Source organism: Nanchangia anserum, from assembly GCF_015240065.1.
In the GTDB taxonomy this organism is placed as follows: domain Bacteria; phylum Actinomycetota; class Actinomycetes; order Actinomycetales; family Actinomycetaceae; genus Nanchangia; species Nanchangia anserum.
In genome coordinates, this window is sequence record NZ_CP060506.1 from 1,418,918 (window position 1) to 1,443,354 (window position 24,437).

A 24,437-nucleotide genomic window follows, 5' to 3' on the forward strand; every position below is an offset into this window, starting at 1 on the left:
TCTGACTGCATCTTTTCGGTCTGTCGCCCGTTCCACGCGAAAAGAGTCGTGAGTAGGGCCCCGTTTGCGGGCACGCGGCACCGCCAGGGGCCGGCCCGCCTGAAAGACGTCCGGAGCTCCGACGGAGAGGAGCCCGCTGCTACGCGAGGTAGCGAAAGAGGGGCCCGACTAGCGGGCACCGCGTGTAACTGTATGTGGCGCGGGCTTGGCGCGTCAACGCGCGGGGCGGCCCGTGTGAGCGGTTGCACGCAACGCGGACACCGGCACGCAGGAGGGCCCGGGGCAGCATCACCGCTACCCCGGGCCCTCCTGCCGTTCGGTCAGTCGCGCCGATAGATTCCGGCGAAGAAATCGGCGATCTCGCTCGGGCGAGACAGCGGCACGATCGCGGCGACGTACATGTCGGGGCGCACCGCGACGACGACACCTCCGCGGTCGATCTCGCGCTCGGCAAAGATGTCGACGTCATCGGTGATACCGAAGATTTTCTCGAGGTTGACGAGCTCGAGCCCGCCGGTGACCGGCTTAAACAGCTCCGGAACCGCATTGGGGTCGATGTCGTGGTGGTGCTGCTGGTAGATGACCTTGGCATCGATCAGGGCGTCGAGGTCCTCGCCCTGGCGCCGATAGGCGCGGAAGGGTGAGACGGGGTTTTCGCTCATCCACATCGCCCACCGCGCCAGCGCCGAGTCGGGTGCACCCGCGGGGGCCTCGTCGGCAAAGACATACAGGCGCCAGCGCCCATCGGCCTCATGCAGGTGCCCGAGCTGCTTGGGATTGGCGTCGCTGCGCCGCCCGACCTCGACCGACTTAAACCGCTTGCCCAACGGGATGCCCCTCGCGGCCTCCTGGTCGGAGTCGCCCCATGTGAGGATGGACGGGCGGTACTGCGTCATGAAGCCGGCGGGGAATTCCGCGGTGCGCACGTAAAAGTCCTCGATAGACTCCTCGGCTTCCTCCTTGACCATCATCGAGGACCACCGCGAATCGAAGTCGATGAGGTCCTGGGCGATCTGCTGGCGCTCGGCCGTATAGGTCGCCAGCAGTGAGGCCGGGGCGCGCCCCGTGAGCACGTGGCCGAGTTTCCAGCCGAGGTTGAAGGCGTCTTGCATGGACACGTTCATGCCCTGCCCCGCCTTCGCCGAGTGGGTGTGGCAGGCGTCGCCGGCGATGAAGACGTGGGGATCGCGCGTTCCGACCTCGTCGGTGGGCACGTCGTCGAAACGGTCGGTCACGCGGTGGCCGACCTCGTAGACCGACCACCACGCCACCTCGCGCACATCGAGGCTATAGGGAGTGAGGATCGCATTGGCGCGGCGAATGATCTCGTCGATAGGCGTCTGGCGCACCGCGTGGTCGTCCTCGGCGCTCTGGGCGCCCAGGTCGACGTAGATGCGGGCGAGGTAGCCGCCTTCGCGCGGGATGTGGAGGATCGACCCGTGGCGCGACTGGATGATCGCCTTGTTGCGAATGTCGGGGAAGTCGGTGTTGACGAGGACGTCCATGACACCCCAGGCGTGAAGCTGCGCCTTGCCAAGGTGCTGGGCGCCAATCGCGCGCCGCACCCGCGAGTGGGCGCCATCGGCACCGAAGAGGTACTTCGTGCGCACGAGGCGTTCCTCACCCCCGTCGCCGACGCGACGCAACCGGGCGTGAACGGGATATTCCTCCCCGTCAACGACCTCGAGGTCGAGGAACTCCCAACCGTAATAGGGCGACAGGCGCGCGGGCGAATAGGTGCCGGCCCGCTCGCGCAGATAGTCGAGGATGCGCGCCTGATTGATGATGAGGTGGGGAAATTCCGAGATCCCCAAGGGATCATCCGGCGTGCGCGCGGCGCGGTAAATATGGTCCGGGTTAGCGGGATCGGGCTTCCAGAACGACGTCTCGGTGATGCGGTAGGCCTCGGCGATGACTTCGTCGGCAAAGCCGAACGCCTGGAACATCTCGACGCTGCGCTGCTGGACGCCATCGGCGTGCCCGAGAACGAGGCGACCCTCGCGCCGCTCGATCATCGCCGTGCGGACGTCGCCGAACTCTGCGAGCTGGGAAAACATGAGCATACCCGCGGGACCGGACCCCACGATGAGGACGTCGAGTTCGGTGGGCGGATCTGCGGGGCGCTCTTCGAGCCCGACGCCGGCAGCGGGCTTGACACGCGGATTCGTCGACACATAGCCGTGGTGGTGAAATTGCTGCATGGTCGCTCCTCACAACCTTGTGGGGTGGTGTACCGAGATCGATCGTATACGATTCCAGATAGGACGTCTAGGATTTCGCGCGATTCTCACCATTTCCCGCCACCCACCCGCACCCTTCCGCCAAATCGTGTATGATTTCGGATAGGATAGGTTGTGCCTATCGGCCTGACACAAGGAGGCGTCATGCTCGACGACACGCAGATCACCCAGATCGCCAACGAGCTCGTGGAGGCCCAGCGCACCCGCACCCCCGTTCCCCTGCTGACCACCCGCTACGAGGGCATGGAGGTCGCGGATTCCTACGCCGTGCAGCGCCTGTGGGCGAAGCGCAACATCGACAACGGCCGCCGTCTCGTCGGCCACAAGATCGGCCTGACCTCGAAGGCCATGCAAGATGCCACGGGCATCACGGAACCCGACTACGGCGTCATCTTCGACGACATGGTTTTCGAGTCCGGGTGCGAGGTTCCCTGGCAGCGCTACACCCATCCGCGTATTGAGGTTGAGCTCGCCTTTGTCCTCGGCTCGGCGATTTCCGGCCCGAGCGCGACGATCTTCGACGTCCTCGCGGCAACCGAATGGGTGATGCCCGCCCTCGAGATCCTCGATTCACACATCGAGATGGAGGGGCGCACGATCGTCGACACGATCTCCGATAACGCGGCGATGGGGGCCATGGTTGTCGGCGGGCGCCCGGTGCGACCCGACGCCATCGACCTGCGGTGGGTCTCGGCCATGGTCTACCGCAACCAGACGATCGAGGAGACCGGGGTCTCCGGCGGCGTCCTCGGTCATCCCGCCACCGGGGTGGCGTGGCTGGCCAACAAGCTCGCCGCCCACGACGACCATCTCGAGGCCGGCGAGATCATCCTCGCCGGATCCTTCACCCGACCGCTATGGGTCGAGGCCGGAGACACGATTGTCGCCGACTACAAGGATTTGGGGACCGTGACATGCCAGTTCAGCTAACCTGCGATCGCATCCTGACCGACCACATCGACGCCGCCGGGCGCGGCCTCGTCGGCATGTGGATCTGCTCGGCCTCACCGATTGCCGCCGAGATCTGCGCGGGAGCCGGGCTCGACCTCGTCCTCATCGACGCCGAGCACTGCCCCAACGACCTCTCCTCGCTGCTGGCCCAGCTCCACGCCGTGTCGGCCTACCCGGTCACGACCCTCGTGCGGGTGCCACTCAACGACGAGCGCCTCATCAAGCAGTACCTCGACCTCGGCGTCATCAATCTGCTCGTGCCGATGGTGCACACTCCCGATGAGGCCAGGCAGGCCGCCGCGCGCGTCGACTACCCCAGTCGCGGGGTGCGCGGGGTCGGTTCGGCGCTGGCGCGCGCCTCGCGGTGGAACCGCGTCCCCAACTACCTCGAAACGGCGCGATCGACCCTGTCGCTCACCGTCCAGATCGAGTCCGACCGAGCCTGTTCCCAGGCTGAAGAGATCGCCGCCGTCGAGGGCGTCGACGCCCTGTTCGTCGGTCCCGCGGACCTTGCCGCCGATCTCGGAATCATCGGTCAGGCCGAGGATGCCCGCGTCGTCGACCGGGTCATGGCCTGCATCGCCGCAGGCCACCGCGCCGGCAAGCCCGTGGGCACCAACGCCTTCAACCCGACGATGGCCAAACGCTACCTCGATGCCGGAGCCGACTTCGTCTTCGTCAACGCCGACGTCACCGTGCTGGCGCGCGGCAGCGAGAAACTCGCCGAGGAATTTCTCGGCTAGTCCCCTTCCGCTCCGGTGTGCTCCGCAGCCCGATAGCTGCGGAGCACACGCGCATCCGGCTAACGCGGCATGCCGACGTAGATGGTCTCGAGGAATTCCTCGATGCCATCCAGGCCGCCTTCGCGCCCGAGCCCCGACGCCTTGACGCCGCCGAACGGGGCCGCCGCGTTGGAGATCGTCGCGGAGTTGACGCCAATCATGCCGACTTCGAGACGCTGAGCCAGGCGCATGATCCGCGCGACGTCGCGGGTGTGCACGTAGCCGGCCAAGCCAAATTCCGTGGCGTTGGCCAGGGCAAGGGCCTCCTCCTCGGTGTCAAAACCGCAGATCGGGGCGACCGGACCGAACACCTCCTCATGCAGCAGCGGGTTGTCGGGAGCCAGGTCGGCGACGACGGTGGGCGGATAGAAGAATCCCGGGCCCTCACACGGGTGCCCGCCGCAGACGAGCCTTCCCCCAGCCGCAACCGAGCGATTGACGAGGTCGACGACGTGATCGCGCTGCTTGGCCGAGACGATGGGGCCGACCTCGGTGCCGTCGCTCATCCCGTCGCCCACGCGCATGGCACCGAGCGCCTCGCTCACGCGCGTGGTGAATTCCTCGCGCACGCTGTTGTGGACGTAGAAGCGCGACGAAGCGTTGCACGCCTCCCCCATGTTGCGCATCTTCGTCGCGACCGCGGCGTCGACGGCGGCGTCGAGGTCCGCGTCGTCGAAGACAATGAAGGGCGCGAGCCCACCAAGCTCCATCGACGTGCGCAACACGTTTTCGGCCGCCTCCTTCAGCAAGGCCCGCCCAACAGCCGTCGAGCCCGTGAACGAAATCTTGCGCAGCCGGGGATCGGCGATCATCGGCCCGGTCATCGGCGGGGTGTCGGCGGTCGGCACGACGTTGACGACGCCCGCGGGCAGCCCGACCTCATCGAGCACCTGGGCGAAGAGGAGAGCGGTCAGCGGGGTATCCTCGCTCGGCTTGAGCACGCAGGTGCAGCCCGCGGCGAGAGCGGGCGCGATCTTGCGCGTGGCCATCGCCAGCGGGAAGTTCCACGGGGTGATGAACAGGCAGGGGCCAACCGGGCGCTTGAGCGTCATGACCTGAAGGGCGCCCTCCGGGGTGTGGTAGCACTCGCCGTGAACGTGCGCGGCCTCCTCGGCGAACCAGCGCAGGAACTCGGCACCGTAGGTGACCTCGGCGCGCGCCTGATCGAGAGGCTTGCCCATCTCCAGGGTCATGCACCGGGCGAATTCCTCGGCTCGCGCTGTCACGGCGTCAAAGGCGCGCCACAGGTAGTGCGCGCGCTCGCGCGCGGGGGTCTCGGCCCACTCGCGCGCCGCGTTGTCGGCGGCGTCGAGAGCAGCCATGCCGTCGGCCGGCGTCGCCGAGGCCACCTGCGCGAGGACCTCGCCCGTCGCCGGATTGAGGACGTCGAAGGTGGCGCCGTCAGCGCTCGCTCGCCACGTACCGTTGACATACAAAGTGGTGGGATTGTCCGCCATGACAGGTCCTTTCGTGCCGACGTACCGGGCGGGCGACACTCCTGCGGGCCGCGAACCGCCCCTCACAGGCGATCGTATACGATCTCTCGGCGCATTGTTCGATAATCGCGCAGACCTCACATGGCGGCAGGCCGGCACATCGCCGCAGAGGTGAAATTCGTGCGCAATTTCGGCAAACCGGTTGACGGCACCACCACAGCCCCGTAGGCTGGGGCCAATCATATACGATTCGATGTACGATCGAACCGCGAGGGCATCGACGCCCTCCAGGGAAGGGCATCATGGATCCTGTCACCACCCACCTGGGCCATCGACCCGGCAAGATTTTCGCCGTCCATCTCTCTTACGCCTCACGCGCCGCCCAGCGCGGCCGCACCCCGCGTTACCCCTCCTACTTCTTCAAGGCCCCCTCCTCGCTGGCCGGCAGCGGCACGCTCGAGCGGCCCGCCGGCTGTGAACTCATCGGTTTCGAGGGCGAGGTGTGCGTCATCATCGGCACCGCCGGACGCAACATTGCTCAGGCTGACGCGTGGTCGCACGTCGGCTGGGTCACCGCCGGCAACGACTTCGGCCTCCACGACATGCGCTACGCCGACAAGGGCTCGAACGTCCGTTCCAAGTCCGGCGACGGATTCTGCCCCGTCGGCCCCGGCCTCATTGATGCCGCCACCGTGCGTGAGGATCGCATCGGCGTGCGCACGTGGCTCGATGGCGACCTCGTCAGCGACGATTCGACCGCCGGGATGATCTTCCCGATCTCGCAGATGATCGCCGATCTGTCGCGCCTGCTCACCCTGGAGGTCGGCGACATGATTATGACCGGCGTTCCCGCCGGGGCCTCGGTGGCCGAGCCCGGCCAGGTCGTCGAGGTCGAGGTGTTCAGCCTCGACGACCCCTCCCTCACCTCGGGGCGACTGCGCACACAGATCGTCGAGGGGCCCGCTCTCGCCGAGGTTGGCAACCCGCCCAAGGTCGACGACACCCAACGCTCCGATGCCTGGGGCTTCCCCGTTGGCACCGTCAAGGACGCAGCCGCGCGCAAGGAACCGCTCAGCGAGGATGTGCGCCGCCGCCTCGGAAACGTCGGGGTGGGAACCCTGTCGGTTCAGCTGCGCAAGCGCGGGTTCAACGAGGCCATTCTCGACGGCGTCGCACCGCTGCGCCGAGGCGATCGCCTCATCGGCCCGGCGCGCACACTGCGTTACGTGCCCTACCGCAAGGACCTTTTCGCAGCCAAGGGCGGTGGCTTCAACCACCAGAAGCAAGTCGTCGACTCGCTGCGCGAGGGCGAGGTCCTCGTCATGGAGGCGCGCGGGTGCGTCGAAGCCGGAACGCTCGGCGACATCTTGGCCCTGCGGGCGAAGACGCTCGGGGCCGCCGGGATCGTCACCGACGGAGCCGCACGCGACAGCGCGGAAGTCGAAAACGTCGGCCTGCCCGTCTTCACCGGCGGCCGCCACCCCGCGGTCCTCGGGCGGCGCCACGTGCCCTGGGAACACGACGTGACCGTCTCGTGCGGCGGTGCCACGGTGTGCGTGGGCGATGTCATCGTCGGCGATGACGACGGCGCCGTCGTCATCCCCCGCGATCTCCTCGACGAGGTCCTCGCCGACGCCGAAGCCCAAGAACACCGCGAGCGCTTTATCGCCGAACAGGTTGGTGCCGGTGCCAGCCTCGACGGCCTGTTCCCCGTGTCCACCGACGAGTGGAAGGCCCGCTACGAGGAGTGGCTGGCCGCCAACCCCTGCCCACCCCCTGATCCAGGAACCGACCGAAGGAGAGATCATGAGCGAGGCAACCGACCTCCTGTCCGACCACATTCAGCACTACATTGGTGCCCACCACGTCGATTCCGCGGATGGCGACACGTTTGACGTTATCGATCCGACGACGAACGCCGCCTATATTTCCTGCGCTTCCGGCAAGGCCGCCGACATCGATGCCGCCGTCGCGGCGGCCCGCGAGGCGTTCGATCATGGGCCGTGGCCCACGATGCAGCCGCGTGAGCGCGCCCGCGTGCTTTACGCGATCGCCGACGAGGTCGAGAAGGTGCACGCGAAGCTCGCGGCCCTAGAGAGCTTTGACTCCGGGCTGCCGATCCGCCAGGCCAAGGGGCAGGCGAATCGGGCGGCGGAGAATTTCCGCTTCTTCGCCGACCTCATCGTCGCCCAGCGCGACGAGACCTACAAGATGCCGGGGCGCCAGATCAACTACGTCAACCGCAAGCCCAAGGGCGTGGCGGGCCTCATCACGCCGTGGAACACGCCGTTCATGCAGGAGTCGTGGAAGCTCGCCCCGGCCCTGGCCTCGGGATGCACCGTCGTTCTCAAGCCCGCGGAGTTCACTCCGGCCTCGGCGTCGCTGTGGCCGGGAATCTTCGAGCGCGCCGGCGTGCCCGAGGGCGTCTTTAACCTCGTCAACGGTTTCGGCGAGACCGCGGGCGACGCCCTCGTCAAGCACCCGGATGTCAACCTCATTTCCTTCACCGGTGAGGCCGCAACGGGCCGGGTCATCTTCGCCAACTGCGCGCCGACGATGAAGGCGATGTCGATGGAGCTGGGTGGGAAGTCCCCCGCCGTCATCTTCGCCGATGCCGATGTTGACCAGGCGCTGGATTCGACGCTGTTCGGCGTGTTTTCGCTCAACGGCGAGCGCTGCACGGCGTCGTCACGCATCCTCGTGGAGCGGCCGATCTACGACCGTTTCGTCGAGGCCTACGCGGAGCGGGCACGCAAGATCAAGGTTGGCCCGCCCTCGGACCCCGATACCGAGATCGGCGCGCTGGTCCATCCCGAGCACTACGACAAGGTCATGTCCTACATCGAGATCGGCAAGGAAGAGGCGCGCCTGGTCGCCGGCGGCTCCCGCCCGGCCGGCCTCGAGGAGGGCAACTACCTCGAGGCTACCGTCTTCGCCGACGTCGCCCCCACGGCGCGGATTTTCCAGGAGGAGATCTTCGGCCCCGTCGTATGCATCACCCCGTTCGATACCGACGAGGAGGCCCTGGCCCTGGCCAACGGCGTTGACTACGGCCTAGCCGCCTACGTGTGGACGAGCGACGTCACCCGCGCTCACCTGTTCTCCCACGCTATCGAGGCGGGCATGGTGTGGGTGAACTCCCACAACGTCCGCGACCTGCGCACCCCGTTTGGGGGCGTGAAGGCCTCTGGCCTGGGCCACGAGGGCGGCTACCGCTCCCTCGATTTCTATTCCGACCAGCAGGCCGTGCACATCCGCCTCGGCGACGTCCACACACCCGCTTTGGGGCGACGGGCTACGCCGACAACGACCTCGGCCTGGGCGGCCCGTCCGCATGACCATCCGGGGCGCGGGCCCGCCGGGTCCGCGCCCCGCCCGCAGGCAGCTCACGTCCATATTCACAGCCAAAGGAGACTGAATCATGAATGAACTTGGACCCATCCCCACGCCCGAAGCTCCCGCGCCCAACATTCTGCGCTGCGCCTACATGGAGATCGTCGTGTCCGACCTGGCGGCCTCGCGCGCCTTCTACGTCGACACCCTCGGTCTCGTTGTCACCAAGGAGACCGACGACGCCCTGTACCTGCGCACGTTCGACGAGTTCATCCACCACAACCTCGTCTTGCGTGAGGGCCCGGTGCCTGCGATCGCGGCGTTCGCCTATCGCGTGCGTTCGCCCGAGGATGTCGACAAGGCCGAGGCTTACTACCGCGAGCTGGGATGTAAAACCCTGCGCAAGGCCGAGGGATTTGTCGACGGCATCGGTGACGCCGTGCGTGTTGAGGATCCCCTGGGCTTCCCGTACGAGTTCTTCTACGAGTGCGACCACGTCGAGCGCATGTGCTGGGACTACGACAAGCAGGGCCCTGGCGCGCTCGTGCGGTTGGACCACTTCAACCAGGTCTTCCCCGACGTCGTCAATGGCTCGAAGTACCTCGAAGACCTGGGATTCCGCCGCACCGAGGACATCAAGGACGACGAGGACGTCACCTACGCGGCGTGGTTCGCCCGCAAGCACACCGTCCACGACACGGCTCTGACCGGCGGGGATGGCCCGCGCATGCACCACATCGCGTTCGCGACTCACGAGAAGCACAACATCCTTTACATCTGCGACAAGCTCGGGGCGCTGCGTCAGTCCGACGCCATCGAGCGCGGTCCGGGTCGCCACGGGGTGTCGAACGCCTTCTACCTCTACCTGCGTGATCCCGATGGACACCGCGTGGAGATCTACACCCAGGATTACTACACGGGCGATCCCGATAACCCGACGATCACCTGGGATGTCCACGACAACCAGCGTCGCGACTGGTGGGGCCACCTCGTCGTGCCCTCGTGGTACCGCGACGCCTCGCTCGTTCTCGACCTCGAGGGCAACCCGCAGCCGCTGGTGGCGCGCCACGAGCCCAAGGAGCTCGACGTGACGATCGGCGCCGACGGCTTCTCCTACACCCGCAAGGGCGATACGGACAAGGGTTTCAAGGTCGGCATGCAGCTGTAATCCGCGAGTGGGGCCCACCGGCGGCGATGTTTTGTACTGACGCATACTCGCTATGCTTTAGACGACGCCGCCGCCGGGCGGGCCGATACTCAAGGAGGCAGCCGTGGCCGAATGCATCTCGAAGTCGCAGCGGGTGTATATGCATCTTCGGCAGGGCATCCTTGAGGGAAAATACGGTCCGGGATATCGCTTCGTTCTTGACCGCATTGCCCGCGACGAGGAGGTTTCTCCCGTGCCCGTGCGCGAGGCCGTGCGTCTGCTCGAGGCCGAGGGCCTCGTGACTTTTCAGCGCAACGTCGGCGCGGTCGTCTCATCTATCGACAAGGAAGACTACGCCGAGGTGATGGAATCTCTCGCCGTCCTTGAGGGGTATGCGACAGCCCTTGCGCGGGATTACCTCAGCGACGATGATCTCGCCACCGCCGCACGCATCAACAACGAAATTCGCGACCGGATGACCTCGGCTTTCGATCCGCGTATTGTCACCGACCTCAATCAGCGTTTTCACCACACCTTGACGTCGGCGTGCGGGAATGGTCGCCTCATTGATCTGCTCGAACGTGAGTGGGACCGGGTGACAATTGTGCGCCGCGCGCAGTTCGTGTTCACGCCCACCCATTCGCTGCGATCTGTTGATGAACACGCCGAGATCATCGCGGCGATTCGGGCGCAGGCCTCGCGCAACCACATCGAGGAACTGGCTCGCCAGCACAAGCTACGGTCGCTGCGCGACTACATCACTACCGACCACTCGGCCACCGACTTCTCCGCGTAGGGACGTCGTTCCCTTGACATCGAGCGGTTCCTCTATACACTCACCATATACGATTTCGTTTACGGTCTCGTATGTGACTCGCGGTCATCGTTGATAGGAGCCACCATGACCACCCCAACGACCTCTACCCACCTCGTCCTCGATCCCCACAGGCGCGAAGATCGCAAAGTCGCGATCGCTACCCTCGTGGGCACGACGGTGGAGTGGTACGACTTTTTCATCTATTCCAACGCCGTCGCCCTCGTCTTTGGCCCGCTGTTTTTCGAGCCGCTGGCCCGCGACAACACCACCCTGGCCCAGGTCATCGGCTTCGCCACGGTGGGAATCAGCTTCTTCTTCCGGCCTCTGGGTGCCCTCGTCGCCGGCCACCTCGGCGACAAGATCGGTCGCAAGGCCATGATGGTCGCCACCCTCATCCTCATGGGCGCGGCGACTCTCCTCATCGGGCTGTTACCGACTTACGCCACCATCGGGGTTGGCGCTCCCGTACTGCTCGTGGCGCTGCGGGTCCTCCAGGGCTTCGCCGCCGGGGGCGAGTGGGGCGGTGCCGCCCTCATGGCCGTCGAACACGCTCCCGCCGCCAAGCGCGGGTGGTTCGGCGGATTCCCGCAGGTAGGCGTTCCCCTCGGCATGCTCACAGCCACGGCCGTCCTCGCGATCGTCCACGCCGTCGCCCAAGATGGATTTGCGACATGGGGCTGGCGCGTGCCGTTCCTGCTGTCGATCGTCCTCATCGTCGTCGGCATGGCCATTCGCCTGGGGGTCTCCGAATCGCCGATCTTTGAGGAGGTCCGCAAGGACGACGAGCAACTGCGTCTGCCGATCGTTCAGCTCTTCCGCTTCAGCGGCAAGCAGGTCGTACTCGGGGCGTTGGCCTTCATGGGTAACGGCGTGGCCGGCTACATGGTCACCGGCGGCTACATCCTCGCCTACGCCTCGGGTTCGGGCGGCCTGGGGGTGAACGCCGACCACATGCTCTACCTCATCACGCTTGCCTCGGCGGCGTGGATCCTCACGACGCTGTTTGCCGCGCGGATCTCCGACAAGATTGGGCGCGTGCGCACCTACCAGATCGGCTTCGCACTTCAGCTGCTGTGGGTATTCCCCCTATTCCTCTTCGTCGACCGCGCCTCCATGGGGTGGATCGCCTGCGGGCTGCTGCCCCTGACGATCAGCCTGGGCCTGACCTACGGTCCCCAATCGGCACTGTTCGCCGAGATCTTCCCCGCGCGGGTGCGCTACTCGGGGGCGGGCATGGCCTACGCGATCGGCGCGATCCTCGGCGGCGCATTCGCGCCGATGATCGCGACCTCGCTCCAGGCGAGCTTCCACACGTCGATGGCCGTGTCGGCCTACCTGTTCATCTTCACCGCAGCGGGTCTCGCGGCGGTGTCCCTGCTCAAAGACCGCACGGGTCTGCCGTTGGGCCCGGAGGCCAACGACATTCCGGGCAACGCCGAGCTCGAGCAGGCCGTGCGCTCGCACACGGTCGCGGGTACGAAGGCGACCTTCGAGCAGGGAGCGGGCTGGTAGTTCCCTCTCCCTTATACCGCGATGGCGCCCGGCCCCTTGAAGGGCCCGGCGCCATCGCTATATCTGAACAGCGTTCTGGTGTCTACCAGGTCGCTGTCAGTGCCAAGCGTCCCACTTGCTCACAGGCATATGCTCAACACTCGATTGCGACGCATCGATGAAAGTATGTTCACCGTCATATGACTCGAAGTACACGCGGCACCTCATCACGATATAAGCGGTCTCGCCCTGTGCGTGAAGCTTCGCTTTAAACGCGAGTTCATACTCCCACTGATGATCCTTAGAACGTTTCTCAGTCCATTTCGCGCTATCGGCGATCGGCTCACTGGTACTCACGCCCTGCTGCCAGCCGGTCAACAAATCAACACATCGCTGATACCCTTCAACCTTGTCGATCTTCTGCAGTGGTGCCTTCTCCGCAGCCTCTGCGTCGGCTGCACGCTTCTTTGCTTCCGCCTTCTTGCGCTCCGCTTCCTCTGCAGCGCGCTTCTCCGCTTCAGCCTGCTTACGTTCTTCCGCCTCGGCTTGCGCCTTCAGCTTCGCCGCAGCTTCCTCATTCGGCTTCGCCGTCAAAGTGACCTTATTGACAGTCTTAATCGAGCGTCCAGAACGCGGATCCTGCCTGACAACCTCGTAGTCGCCATCTTCCAGATCGCGATTCTTGTCGACAAGATCGACCGAGACGTTGGTGAAACCCTCCGCTTTCAGAATCTCCTGAGCCTCGGGAACGGATTTTCCCACGACATCAGGAACCGTTTTCTCCGGAGAAAACAACGAAACGAGGAACCCCAGCACGCACAGAACCGCGACGATAATTCCGAGGATCCCATACCATCGCTTCCACCACGGTCTCTTTATCGAGCCTTCAGTCGAGGGGGGGGGAGAAACCTTGCCAAGAGAACGGGAACCAAACTTCATGTGACGAAGCATACCGCACGGAGTGGCCCGTGTGAGCGGCTATCCGCTGGGATGCGGCCTCAGCTGCGCGGGGTCGTCGCAGCGCTGAAGCGCCCGATGCAGCGCTGCGTCGTCGAGCGGGCGATGGGCGGCGAGCACGACGACATTGCCGGCCTTGCCCGGCGTCAGCGCGCGCCGGGTTCCCACCAAGCGCACCCACTCCAAGCCGGCCTCGCGGGCGCGATCGGCCTGTGCGCGCGCCGCGCCAACTCCGCCGGTGGAATTGACCATGACGAGGCCATCCTCGGTGACGATGCGGGCGTAGTGAGCCCACGCCTGAGCATCGGCGAGGTCGATCGGACAGACACCGGCGGCGAAGACGTCGCGAACGACCAGACGATAGCGGCGCGCCGGTGCCGCCACAATGGTGTCGCGGGCATCCTCGCAACGCAGCGACAGCGCGGGCTTCTTCGGCAGGTCGAACCAGGCGCGCACCGCGGCCACCATGTCGGGATCGATCTCGACGGCGACCTGGCGCGTATCGGGCCACCGACGAGCCCACGCCCGCGGCAGGGCGCAGCCGCAGCCACCCAAGTGAAGGGCGGCGCTACGCTCCCCCGCCGGCGTGTAGGCAACGCGGGCCGCGGCGTCCATGATCTGCATGTAGCCAAACGACAGGTGCGTGGGGTCGGAGAGATCGAGCGCCGAGGATGGGCGGCCGTCGATGTAGACCGTCGCCATGTTGCCCTCGCGCACGCACTCGATGCGCCCACACGCGGCATCGATGACGAGGGGATGCGCCTCGGTCTGTCGCGCACGTCGCACCCTGTGCCCCACGGCATCGCCTCACATAGATTAGGAAAATGACTACGCCACATCCTACGAAGGCCAGCGCGCTCGACGCGCGGGCGAACCGCTTTCACGACGACCAGCTGGCTCTCTCGCCAATCGCCCAGACCTTCGCGGGCATCCACGACAACGACGACACATGGGACGATTTTTCGCCCGCACAGCTCGACCGCATCGCCGACCTGATCCACGACACGCTGCGCGACATCGACGCAATCGAGAAGGCCGAGGGCGGCTTCACCGGTGCCGACGCCGTCACGGCTGCCGCGATGCGCGATCGGCTCGGCCTTTCCCTCGAGTTTTACGACGCCACCGAGTGGCACGCCGAGCTGAACAACATCACCTCGCCGTTCCAGTCGCTGCGCGACACCTTCGCCCTCATGCCGACCGACACGGCGGCCGAGCGCGAGCGGCTGCGCGCCCGCATCGGTGCCCTGCCCCGCGCGCTTGAGCAGATGCGCGAACGGTTGAGCGCGGGACGCGAACGCGGCCTCGTCGCAGCGCAGCGCCAGGTCGAGGTCGTCGCCGCGCAGGCCGACGAGTTCGCCAAACCGGGCGGCTACCTCGACGAGCTGACCGCCCACGGCAACGGGGAGGAGGCGTGGAGCGACGCGGCAGCGCAGGCGCGACGGGGCCTGAGCGAGTTCTCGGCGTGGCTGCGCGGCGACCTCGCGCCCTCGGCGCCGACAGCCGATGCCGTCGGCCGCGAGCGCTACGAGCGTTTTTCCCACGAGTTCGTCGGTGCGCGGGTCGACCTCGTCGAGTCCTACGAGTGGGCGCTCAACCAGCTGGCCGGCCTCATCACCGAGCAGCAGAAGCTCGCGGCGGACCTGTATGGGGCGGGGACGAGCGTGGCCGAGGCGTATGAGCGCCTCAATGCCGATCCGGCTCGCCAGCTCCACGGTGCCGACGAGTTGCAGCGATGGATGCAGGGCTGGGCGGATCGGGCGCTCGATGAGGTGGGGCGCGATCTCGTCGACATCGACCCGCGCATGGGCACGATCGATTGCGTCATCGATCCCGCGGGCACGGGCGGCATCTATTACCTGGCGCCGGCGGAGGATTTTTCGCGGCCGGGGCGGATGTGTTGGGCGGTGCCCGAGGGCGAGGACGTCTTTCACACGTGGCAGGAGCTGACGACGGTGTTCCACGAGGGGGTGCCGGGACACCACCTCCAGATCGGTCAGGCGATGTGCGCGGGGCTGAACGCGTGGCGGGCGCAGGATTGCTGGCTGTCGGGGCACGGGGAAGGCTGGGCGCTCTATGCCGAGTCGCTGATGACCGAGCTGGGGTACGAGACGGAGGCCGGGGAGCGCATGGGCTATCTCGATTCCCAGCGGTTGCGCCTGGCCCGGGTGGCCCTCGATATCGGCGTTCACCTCGGACTTGAGGTGCCCGGCGCCGGACCGTGGGGAGATCTTCCCGTGGGGCAGCGATGGGATCGCGCCTACGCGTGGGAGTGGTTGCGGGCGAACGTCGCGATGGCCGAGAGGTTCTTGCGTTTCGAGCTGGATCGCTATCTCGGATGGCCGGGTCAGGCGCCCAGCTACGCGCTCGGGCAGCGGTTCTGGCGTCAGCTGCGCGGGGACTATCTGCGCGCTGCCGGCGCCTGCGCCGACCTGCCGGTGCGCGAGGCCGACGGGCGAGTGCACCCGCTGCATCGGCGCTTCCACACCGAGGCGTTGCGGCTGGGATCGCTGCCGCTCGACGTCATGCGCTCGGCGCTATTGGGCACCCTGTAACACTCGGGTCGGGGTGGGGGTCTAAAGCGCTGACGTCGCAGGTCAGGGCCGCTACAGTGGAACCACCTAGGGACATAGGTCCCACGTACGTTCTTTGGAGGCCCCATGACCCCCACCCCATCCGCACGCACGGTGCAGCGACGCGCGCTCATCGGCTCCGTGACCGGCTCGACGATCGAGTGGTACGACTTCCTGCTCTACGGCACGGTCGTTCCCCTCGTCTTTGCCCCGCAGTTCTTTCCCGAGTCCGATCCTTTTGTGGCGATGATGCTCGCCTATTTCGGACACGCCCTGACCTTCCTCATTCGCCCCTTCGGCGGGATCATCTTCGCCTCGATCGGCGATCGGATCGGGCGCAAGAAGACCCTCGTCGTCACGCTGTCGATGATGGGCGCCGGCACGATGGCCATCGGGCTGTTGCCCACCTACGCCCAGATCGGCGTCGCGGCACCGCTGCTGCTGTTCGCCTGTCGCATCGTCCAGGGACTGGCGATCGGCGGCGAATGGGGCGGCGCGCTGCTGCTGGCCTACGAGTACGCGCCCAACAATAAGCGCGGCCTGTTTGGCGCGATTCCCCAGACCGGGGTGACGTGGGGACTCATCCTCGGCAACATCGCTTTGCTCATCGCCATGATCCCCGGGGAGGCCGCCTTCACGTCGTGGATCTGGCGGCTGCCGTTCCTCGCGTCGTTCATCCTCATCTTCTTGGGCCTGTGGATCCGCAAGGAGTTGGACGAGACGCCCGACTTCCAGCGGGTCAAGGACGCGGGCGCGATCGAGCGCAATCCCCTGCTGGCGACGCTGCGCGAATACTGGCGCGAGGTCCTCATCGCCATCGCCGTCAAGGCCGTCGAGACCGCGCCGTTCTACATCTTCGCGACGTTCATGGTCACCTACGCCACCGAGTCGCAGGGCTACGACAAGTCGACGGTGTTGCTCGCCATCATGGTCGGCGCCGTCGTCGCCTCGGTCGCCATCCCCGCGTGCGGGGCGCTGTCGGACCGCTTCGGTCGGGCCCGCGTCTACGTCGGCGGCGTCATCGCGCTCGCCCTCGTCAGCCTGCCCTATTTCTTGCTGGCCGATCTGCGCAACGCGTTGGCCCTCATCGTCGCATCCCTCGTGGCCATCGGCATCGCCTGGTCCTTCGTCACCGCAACGCTGGGGACGATGATGGGCGAGTTCTTCGACGCCAAGATTCGCTACACGGGCATCACGCTCGGCTATCAGATCGGGGCGGCCATCTTCTCGGGAACCGCGCCGATGCTGGCCATGTGGATGGTCCACGAGGCCGGCGGCCACTGGTGGCCCATCCCCATCTACATCGCCGCGCTGGCGGTGCTGTCGCTGGTGGGGGTCGGCGCCGCGCGCTCGCGCGCCCGGGCGGCCACGCGCTAATTCGAGGCCGCGGTGCGCTCGTTCCCCTCGCGAATGCACCGCGGTCGTCCTCGCCCTAGGGTGGAAGAAACGCTATCGACCCGAGACGAGGAGCCACCATGGCAACGCCGCCGACCCTGCCGCTCAACGACAACGGCACCATCCCCGCGTGGGGCATGGGAACGTACTCCCACCAGGGGCCCGCCGGGGTGCGGCTGTTCGCGCAGGCCGCCGACGACGGACACCGGCTGTTCGACACGGCCGCGCAATACGGCAACGAGGCGACCGTTGGTGAGGGGTTGCGCGCCTCGTCGATCGATCGCGCCGAGCTGTTCGTCACGACGAAGATCGCCGGCGGCGATCAGGGCGAGGCGACGCGCGCCGGCTTGGAGGGGTCGCTGCGCCGCCTCGGCATGGACTACGTCGACCTCACCCTCATTCACTGGCCTAATCCCTCGCGCGGGCTGTACCGGCGCACGTGGGAGGAGCTCGTGCGCGCCCGTGAGGACGGGTTGACCCACCACATCGGGGTGTCGAACTTCCTGCCCGAGCACATCGAGGAGATTCACCGCGACACGGGCGTCTATCCCGTCCTCAACCAGATTCAGCTCCATCCCATGATCGCGCGCCGCGATGTCCGCGAGTATCTCGACGCTCACGACATCCGCACCGAGGCGTGGCGTCCCATCGGCTACAAGGAGCACCTGCTCGACCAGATCCTCGTCGTCACGATCGCCGAGGAGATCGGGCGCTCCCCCGCTCAGGTCGTCTTGCGGTGGGCGGTCCAACACGGGATCATCCCCATCGCCGTGTCCTCGCGCGCCGAGCGCAACCGCGAGAACCTCGACCTCGATTTCACGCTGAGCGAGACCCACATGCGTCACCTCGACCTGCTCGACGCCGGCGAGCGATTCGTGTGGGATCCGAACACCCACGAGGAGTGGTGACGCCGCGGCGGGATCGCCAGGTCACATCCTTATTACAATCCGGCGCGTTCGTTGAAGCTCTCCCAGCTCGGGACTACTTTGTGAGGGACTTCGGGTCGAATCACAGTCGTGGGAGGAACGCACGGTAATGGGCCACATGAGGAAGATGTCCGACGCACTGGGGTTGACCTACACGTCATCGTCAGCTGCCGGCTTCACACGCTCCTCCTCGCAGCTGCCTCGACCGCCGCGCCCGCCCCACCCGCGCACGTCGGCTCCGGCGCCGGAGCCAGAACCGGCGCCCACATCGATTAGGCAGGTCGCACCGGCCGGGCGGTTCCACGTGCGCGGCCTCGACGGGCTGCGCGCCCTCGCCTGCATCGCCGTCCTCCTCTACCACGTCCTGCCAACCTCGCTGCCCGGCGGGTTCTTGGGTGTCGACGTCTTCTTCGTCCTCTCGGGCTTCCTCATCACCGGGTTGCTCATCGAGGAGCGCGCGCGGTCGGGGCGCATCAACTTGGCCCAGTTCTGGCTTCGACGCGTTCGCCGCCTCGTCCCCGCGGTCTCGACGATGCTCGTCGTCACCGTACCGATCGCCTGGGCGATCTCGCGCGACCTCCTCGTCGGCATCGGCCGCCAGATCGCCGGTGCCCTCGCGTTCGTCTACAACTGGGTGACGATCGCGGACGGGGCGTCCTACTTCGATCAGCAGCTGCCGCGGCTGTACATGAACGTGTGGTCGCTCGGGGTTGAGGAGCAGTTCTACCTCGTGTGGCCCCTCATCGTCGTCCTCGCGGCCCACGTCATTCGCCGCGCATGGCGGCGTCGCCTCGCCTGGGGTGCGTGGGCGCTCGCTGCCTGTTCGGCTATCGCGATGGCGGTCGTCGTGGCCAACCTGCCCGCCGACCAGGGGCACCTCGACGTCACCCGCGCCTACATGGGCACCGACACCCACTGTTTCGGACTCATGCTCGGCGCTGGCCTCGCACTCGCCCTCAGCCGACCGATGGCGCCCGCCCTTCGCCGCCTCGCCGAGCGCACCCGTCGCCTGCGCGTCGCGCTGGCGTGGGTGGGTTTGGCCGTCATCATCGCGGGATTCTTCATCGTGCCCGATGACCAGGCGTGGACGTACCCCTGGGGAACCCTCGTCGTCTCCCTCGCCGTCATGGGCTACCTCCAGGGTTGCTGCGACGAGGTCAGCGGTGCCAGCCCCGCCTCGTCGTGGCTGACCCGCGCGATCGACGTGGCGCCGCTGCGCTGGATCGGGCAGCGCTCCTACGGCATCTATCTGTGGCACTGGCCGGTCATTGTCATGATGGAGACGGCGTTCCCGCAAGCCCCCATGAGTGTGTGCGCCGTCGTCGCCCTCACGCTCTCGGTGCTGGCTGCCGCCGTGTCCTTTGCGCTCATCGAAGAACCCATTCGCCGCCGCGTCCTCGTCGGTCGCATCCGGGCCGCCATCGCACAGGGGCTTTCCGTGCGCACGCATTGGCGCCTCGTCGCTCCCGCCACCGTCGTCATCATCGGAACGATGTTCACGTGTGCGGCCGTCGCCGACGCCCCGAAGCAGACGGCTCTGGAACAACAGCTCGAGGCCGTCGCCACCGCGCCGACGCAGCCGTCCCCCGCTCCCGCGCCCGCCCAACCCCAGGCACCGACGAACGCCAAGCCGGTGACCGGCGACCAGGTCCTCGTCATCGGCGATTCGGTGACGCTGGGGGCCAAGCCCGCGCTCGAGCAGCACCTGCCCGGCGTCATCGTCGACGGAAAGGTGTCGCGCTCGATCTTCAAGGCGATCCCGCTCATGCAGAGCTACGCGGCCTCGCACGGCCAGCGCCCCTACGTCGTCATCTCGTTGGCCACCAACACCCAGATGACGAACAAGCAGGTCGACGACATCATGGCTGCGGCCGGCGACGACACGAAGATCGTCTTCGTCGACGCCTTCGGGCCCGCGCGCGACACGTGGATTCCCATCAGCAACGACGTCATCGCGAATGCGCAAACGCGCTACCCCGATCGCGTTCGGGTGGCGCACTGGCACGATGCCATCGCGGCCCACACCGACTGGCTGGGACCCGACGGCACCCATCCGAGCACGCCCGACGCCGAGAACCTCTACGCGCAGGTGATCGTTGACGCCCTCAACGACTTCGCGAAATCGTAGCCGATCGCGCTACTTCGGATCGGCCGCGGACTGCCAGGACTTCACCTGGTGCTCAAGCGCGTCGATCGTCGAGTTCAGCTCCTCGACCTTCGCGGCGTGGGCGCGCTTGATACGGACGATCGCCACCAGCAGAGCGACGATGATCGCGAGGACGACGATAACCGAGAGCACGTGAATAGCCACTGTCGCTGTATCCATGGCTCCACTCTAGCGGCGTCGCCGCGCTCAACCTGACCGAGATACGGCTGTGCCCCGGCCGTAAGCGGCCGGGGCACAGCTGAACCGAATGCTTAGAGATCGATTCCGAAGGAATCGCCGAAGGTGATGTCCTTCAGGAAGTCCGCCGCATCCTCGAACTCGGGCATGCGGAAGTCCTTCTCGGTCCATCCCATCGCCGCCAGCGCCTCGTCGGTCGGCTCGACGGTGGCCGACTGGTACGTGCTCAGGCCCGTACCCGCCGGGATGAGCTTACCGAGGATGACGTTCTCCTTGAGGCCGACCAGCGGGTCCTCCTTGGCGTTCATCGCGGCATCCGTCAGCACCTTCGTCGTCTCCTGGAACGACGCGGCCGACAGCCACGAATCCGTCGCCAACGAGGCCTTGGTGATGCCCATGAGCTCGGGACGGCCCGACGCCGGCTGCCCGCCCTGCGACACGACGCGGCGGTTCTCGGAGCGGAACCGCATCGAATCGACGAGGGTGCCCGGCAGCAGGTCGGTGTCGCCCGAGGCGAGGACGGTCACGCGACGCAGCATCTGGCGGACGATGACCTCGATGTGCTTGGAGTGGATGTCGACGCCCTGGGAGCGGTAGACCTCCTGCACCTCGTTGACAAGCTGGCGCTGGGTGGCGTTGACGCCACGGATGCGCAGGACCTTCTTCGGGTCGAGGCGGCCCTCGGTGAGCTGCTGGCCGACCGCGACGTGATCGCCCTCGGAGACGAGCAGCTTCATGCGGCGCGAGATCTCGATTTCGAGGTCGTCCTGGCCGTCGTCGCGCACGACGACAACCTTGCGCTGAGCCGGCGGCTCGTCGACGATCTTCACCCGGCCGGCGGCCTCGGTCATGATCGCCTCGCCCTTCGGGGTGCGGGCCTCGAAGAGCTCCTGAACGCGCGGCAGACCCTGCGTGATGTCCGAGGAACCCGCGGCACCACCGGTGTGGAATGTCCGCATCGTCAGCTGCGTGCCGGGCTCACCGATCGACTGGGCGGCGATGATGCCGACGGCCTCGCCGATGTCAACCTGCTTACCCGTGGCCAGCGAACGCCCGTAGCACGCGGCGCACGTGCCCGTCTCGGACTCACACGTGAGCACGGAGCGCACGGTGATCTCGGATACGCCGGCGTCGACGAGCGCGGTGATCTCCTTGTCGCCCAGGTCGGTGCCCTTGGCGAAGACGACGTCTCCGGCCTCGGTGACCGCGTCCTTCGCCAGGGTGCGCCCGTAGGCGGTCGTCTCGACCCACTCGAGCTTCGTGACCGAGCCATCCTCGCCGAGTGTGCCAATCGGCATCGCCAGGCCGCGGCGGGTCCCGCAGTCCATCTCGCGGACGATGACGTCCTGAGACACGTCAACGAGACGACGCGTCAGGTAACCCGAGTCGGCGGTACGCAGAGCCGTGTCGGCCAGACCCTTACGGGCACCGTGGGTGGCGATGAAGTACTCGAGAACCGTCAGGCCCGACAGGTAGTTCGACTTGATCGGGCGCTCGATGAGCTTCTGCTTCGGGTCGGCCACGAGGCCACGCATGCCGGCGATCTGGCGAACCTGGTCCCAGTTACCACGGGCACCGGAGTTGACCATGCGGAACACCTGGTTGCGCGCGTCGAAGTTCTTGCGCATCGCCTCGGCGACCTTGGCCGTGCACTCGTTCCAGATGTCGACCATCTCGCGGTAGCGGTCGTCGGCATCGATGAAACCGGTGTCGTACTGGTCCTGAACGTTAGCCGCACGCTCCTCGTAGTCGGCGAGGATCTCGGGCTTCTCGGGCGGCTCGACGACGTCGGCCACCGAAATGGTGATGCCCGACCACGTCGCCCAGTGGAAGCCGGTCGACTTCAACGCGTCCAGCGACGCCGCGACGTTGCCCTTGTCGTAGGACTCGGCCAGCGTGTTGACGATGTTGCCCAGCTGCTTCTTGCCGACCTGCTCGTTGACGAACGGGAAATCGACGGGGAGCGCCTCGTTGAAGAACGCGCGCCCGATCGAGGTCTCCAGCTCGACGGGGTCGCCCTCGGTCCAGCCCTCGGGGGCCTGCCAGCCGGCCGGAGGCACGGTGTCGGGATCGAGGCGAATGCGCGCGGTCGCGTTGATGTCGAGGTCGCGGCGGTCGTAGGCCATGATGGCTTCGCCCAGCGAGGCGAACGCCGGCACGACCTCGTTGCCCTCGGCATCGTGCGGCACCGGCAGGGCCGGGTCGGGGTCAGCCGTGAGGTGGTAGACGCCGATGATCATGTCCTGCGCGGGCATCGTCACCGGGCGGCCGTCAGACGGCTTCAAGATGTTGTTGCTCGACAGCATGAGAATGCGGGCCTCAGCCTGCGCCTCGGCACCCAGCGGCAGGTGAACGGCCATCTGGTCACCGTCGAAGTCGGCGTTGAAGGCGCCACACACGAGCGGGTGCAGCTGGATCGCCTTGCCCTCGACGAGGACCGGCTCGAAGGCCTGAATGCCCAGGCGGTGCAGCGTGGGGGCGCGGTTGAGCAACACCGGGTGCTCGGTGATGACCTCGTCGAGAACATCCCACACGGCGTCGCGCTGGCGCTCGACCATGCGCTTGGCCGCCTTGACGTTCTGGGCCTCCTGGCGCTCGACCAGGCGCTTCATGACGAAGGGCTTAAACAGCTCCAGCGCCATCTGCTTGGGCAGGCCGCACTGGTGCAGCAGCAGCTGCGGGCCGACGACGATGACGGAACGACCCGAGTAGTCGACGCGCTTGCCCAGCAGGTTCTGGCGGAAGCGCCCCTGCTTGCCCTTGAGCATGTCGGACAGCGACTTCAGCGGACGGTTGCCCGGACCCGCGACGGGACGGCCGCGGCGGCCGTTGTCGAACAGGGCGTCAACCGATTCCTGAAGCATGCGCTTCTCGTTGTTGACGATGATCTCGGGCGCGCCCAGGTCGAGCAGACGCTTGAGACGGTTGTTGCGGTTGATGACGCGGCGGTAGAGATCGTTGAGATCCGACGTCGCGAAGCGGCCACCATCCAGCTGCACCATCGGACGCAGGTCCGGCGGGATGACGGGGATGCGGTCGAGCACCATCGACACGGGTGAGTTCCCCGTGGAGAGGAACGCGTTCACGACGCGCAGGCGCTTGAGGGCGCGCGTCTTGCGCTGACCGGTCCCGGTCTCGGAGACCTCGCGCAGTGCCGCGGCCTCGGCCTTGAGGTCGAAGTCCTCCAGGCGCTTCTTCACCGCGGCCGCGCCCTTGTCACCCTTGAAGTAGATGCCGTAGCGGGCCACCATGTTGCGGTAGAGCAGCTCGTTGCCCTCGAGATCGCCGACCTTGAGGTCCTTGAAGCGATCGAAGACCTGCTCGAGCTGTTCGATGTCGCGAGCGCCCTTGCGACGAATCTGGGTGAGCTCCTTCTCGGCCGCCTTGCGGACCTTGTCCTTGGCGCCGGCCTGAGCGTCCTCGGCCTCGAGCGTCGCGAGGTCCTTCTCGAGCTTTTCCGAGCGCTTCATGAGCGCCGCCTCGGTGCGATCCTCGATGTTCTTCTTCTCGAGGTCCAGCTCGTTTTGCAGGCTGGGCAGGTCCTGGTGGCGGGCCTCCTCGTCGACCTCGGTAATCATGTAGGCGGCGAAGTAGATGACCTTCTCGAGGTCCTTCGGCGCCAGGTTCAGCAGGTACCCCAGGCGCGAGGGCACGCCCTTGAAGTACCAGATGTGCGTCACGGGAGCGGCCAGCTCGATGTGGCCCATGCGCTCACGACGAACGTTCGAGCGGGTCACCTCGACGCCGCAGCGCTCGCAGATGATGCCCTTGTAGCGCACGCGCTTGTACTTGCCGCACGCGCACTCCCAGTCGCGCGTCGGGCCAAAGATCCGCTCGCAGAACAGGCCGTCCTTTTCCGGCTTGAGCGTGCGGTAATTGATGGTCTCGGGCTTCTTCACCTCGCCGTGAGACCAGCTGTGAATGTTCTCGGCGGTCGCCAACCCAATGTGGAGCTTGTCGAAGGCGTTTGCGTCGGTCACGTTTCCTTCTTCCTCAATCCTGTACTACCGGATGCCAGCGTGCTGGTTTCCGGCTCCCGGCCGCCCGC

The 24,437-nt window shown here is 66.6% G+C and carries 17 protein-coding genes; 11 read left to right on the plus strand and 6 right to left on the minus strand.

Annotation, left to right across the window (positions count from 1 at the left end; genetic code table 11):
- Positions 1–320 precede the first annotated feature (320 nt).
- Complete coding sequence (locus H8R18_RS06670) at positions 321–2,201, minus strand: FAD-dependent monooxygenase (RefSeq protein WP_191071282.1); 1,881 nt, start codon at positions 2,199–2,201, stop codon at positions 321–323.
- Positions 2,202–2,384: 183 nt separating this feature from the next.
- Between H8R18_RS06670 and hpaH the strand changes: the two genes are divergently transcribed.
- Positions 2,385–3,170: a 2-oxo-hept-4-ene-1,7-dioate hydratase gene (gene hpaH, locus H8R18_RS06675; RefSeq protein WP_191071283.1), complete on the plus strand. Its 786-nt coding sequence runs from the start codon at positions 2,385–2,387 to the stop codon at positions 3,168–3,170.
- A complete protein-coding gene (locus H8R18_RS06680; protein WP_191071284.1) occupies positions 3,155–3,934 on the plus strand; it encodes an HpcH/HpaI aldolase family protein in 780 nt (259 codons plus the stop codon). Before hpaH ends, H8R18_RS06680 begins: the two co-directional genes overlap by 16 nt.
- A gap of 59 nt (positions 3,935–3,993) precedes the next feature.
- Here H8R18_RS06680 and H8R18_RS06685 read toward each other — a convergent pair whose 3' ends face one another.
- The gene (locus H8R18_RS06685) at positions 3,994–5,430 is read right to left on the minus strand and encodes an NAD-dependent succinate-semialdehyde dehydrogenase (protein WP_191071285.1); all 1,437 of its coding nucleotides are present in this window, start codon (positions 5,428–5,430) and stop codon (positions 3,994–3,996) included.
- 281 nt (positions 5,431–5,711) lie between these two features.
- On the opposite strand from H8R18_RS06685, the gene H8R18_RS06690 reads away from it, so the two are divergent.
- The 5 genes from H8R18_RS06690 (at position 5,712) to H8R18_RS06710 (ending at position 12,218) form a co-directional block, all read left to right on the plus strand.
- A complete protein-coding gene (locus H8R18_RS06690; protein ID WP_194189203.1) occupies positions 5,712–7,304 on the plus strand; it encodes a fumarylacetoacetate hydrolase family protein in 1,593 nt (530 codons plus the stop codon).
- Positions 7,216–8,838 carry a 5-carboxymethyl-2-hydroxymuconate semialdehyde dehydrogenase gene (gene hpaE / locus H8R18_RS06695; protein ID WP_194189204.1) on the plus strand — a complete coding sequence of 541 codons (1,623 nt, stop codon included), beginning with the start codon at positions 7,216–7,218 and terminating at the stop codon, positions 8,836–8,838. Before H8R18_RS06690 ends, hpaE begins: the two co-directional genes overlap by 89 nt.
- Positions 8,831–9,910: a 3,4-dihydroxyphenylacetate 2,3-dioxygenase gene (gene hpaD / locus H8R18_RS06700; RefSeq protein WP_191071288.1), complete on the plus strand. Its 1,080-nt coding sequence runs from the start codon at positions 8,831–8,833 to the stop codon at positions 9,908–9,910. Before hpaE ends, hpaD begins: the two co-directional genes overlap by 8 nt.
- A gap of 103 nt (positions 9,911–10,013) precedes the next feature.
- A complete protein-coding gene (locus H8R18_RS06705) occupies positions 10,014–10,685 on the plus strand; it encodes a GntR family transcriptional regulator (protein ID WP_227712781.1) in 672 nt (223 codons plus the stop codon).
- A 105-nt stretch (positions 10,686–10,790) separates the two neighbouring features.
- Positions 10,791–12,218, plus strand: a complete 1,428-nt coding sequence (locus H8R18_RS06710) for an MFS transporter (protein ID WP_191071289.1) — start codon at positions 10,791–10,793, stop codon at positions 12,216–12,218.
- A 96-nt stretch (positions 12,219–12,314) separates the two neighbouring features.
- Here the strand turns inward: H8R18_RS06710 and H8R18_RS06715 are convergent, their stop codons facing one another.
- Together H8R18_RS06715 and H8R18_RS06720 are read right to left on the minus strand one after the other, a co-directional pair.
- Positions 12,315–13,136, minus strand: coding sequence for a PASTA domain-containing protein (locus H8R18_RS06715; protein WP_191071290.1), 822 nt, complete (start codon positions 13,134–13,136; stop codon positions 12,315–12,317).
- Between the two features lie 39 nt (positions 13,137–13,175).
- Positions 13,176–13,940 (minus strand): spermidine synthase, encoded by a 765-nt coding sequence (locus H8R18_RS06720; protein ID WP_191071291.1) that lies wholly within the window; start codon positions 13,938–13,940, stop codon positions 13,176–13,178.
- Between the two features lie 38 nt (positions 13,941–13,978).
- Between H8R18_RS06720 and H8R18_RS06725 the strand changes: the two genes are divergently transcribed.
- The 4 genes from H8R18_RS06725 to H8R18_RS06740 all read left to right on the plus strand — a co-directional run bounded on the left by H8R18_RS06725 (position 13,979) and on the right by H8R18_RS06740 (position 20,173).
- Positions 13,979–15,706 (plus strand): DUF885 domain-containing protein, encoded by a 1,728-nt coding sequence (locus H8R18_RS06725; RefSeq protein WP_191071292.1) that lies wholly within the window; start codon positions 13,979–13,981, stop codon positions 15,704–15,706.
- A gap of 105 nt (positions 15,707–15,811) precedes the next feature.
- Positions 15,812–17,101 (plus strand): MFS transporter, encoded by a 1,290-nt coding sequence (locus H8R18_RS06730; protein ID WP_191071293.1) that lies wholly within the window; start codon positions 15,812–15,814, stop codon positions 17,099–17,101.
- Between the two features lie 98 nt (positions 17,102–17,199).
- On the plus strand, positions 17,200–18,027 hold the full coding sequence (locus H8R18_RS06735) for an aldo/keto reductase (RefSeq protein WP_191071294.1): 828 nt from the start codon (positions 17,200–17,202) through the stop codon (positions 18,025–18,027).
- Positions 18,028–18,172: 145 nt separating this feature from the next.
- Positions 18,173–20,173: an acyltransferase family protein gene (locus H8R18_RS06740; RefSeq protein ID WP_191071295.1), complete on the plus strand. Its 2,001-nt coding sequence runs from the start codon at positions 18,173–18,175 to the stop codon at positions 20,171–20,173.
- 9 nt (positions 20,174–20,182) lie between these two features.
- Here the strand turns inward: H8R18_RS06740 and H8R18_RS06745 are convergent, their stop codons facing one another.
- Together H8R18_RS06745 and H8R18_RS06750 are read right to left on the minus strand one after the other, a co-directional pair.
- A complete protein-coding gene (locus H8R18_RS06745; protein WP_191071296.1) occupies positions 20,183–20,371 on the minus strand; it encodes a hypothetical protein in 189 nt (62 codons plus the stop codon).
- Between the two features lie 92 nt (positions 20,372–20,463).
- Entirely contained in the window at positions 20,464–24,369 is a 3,906-nt protein-coding gene (locus H8R18_RS06750; RefSeq protein WP_191071297.1) for a DNA-directed RNA polymerase subunit beta', read from the minus strand.
- Positions 24,370–24,437: the final 68 nt, after the last annotated feature.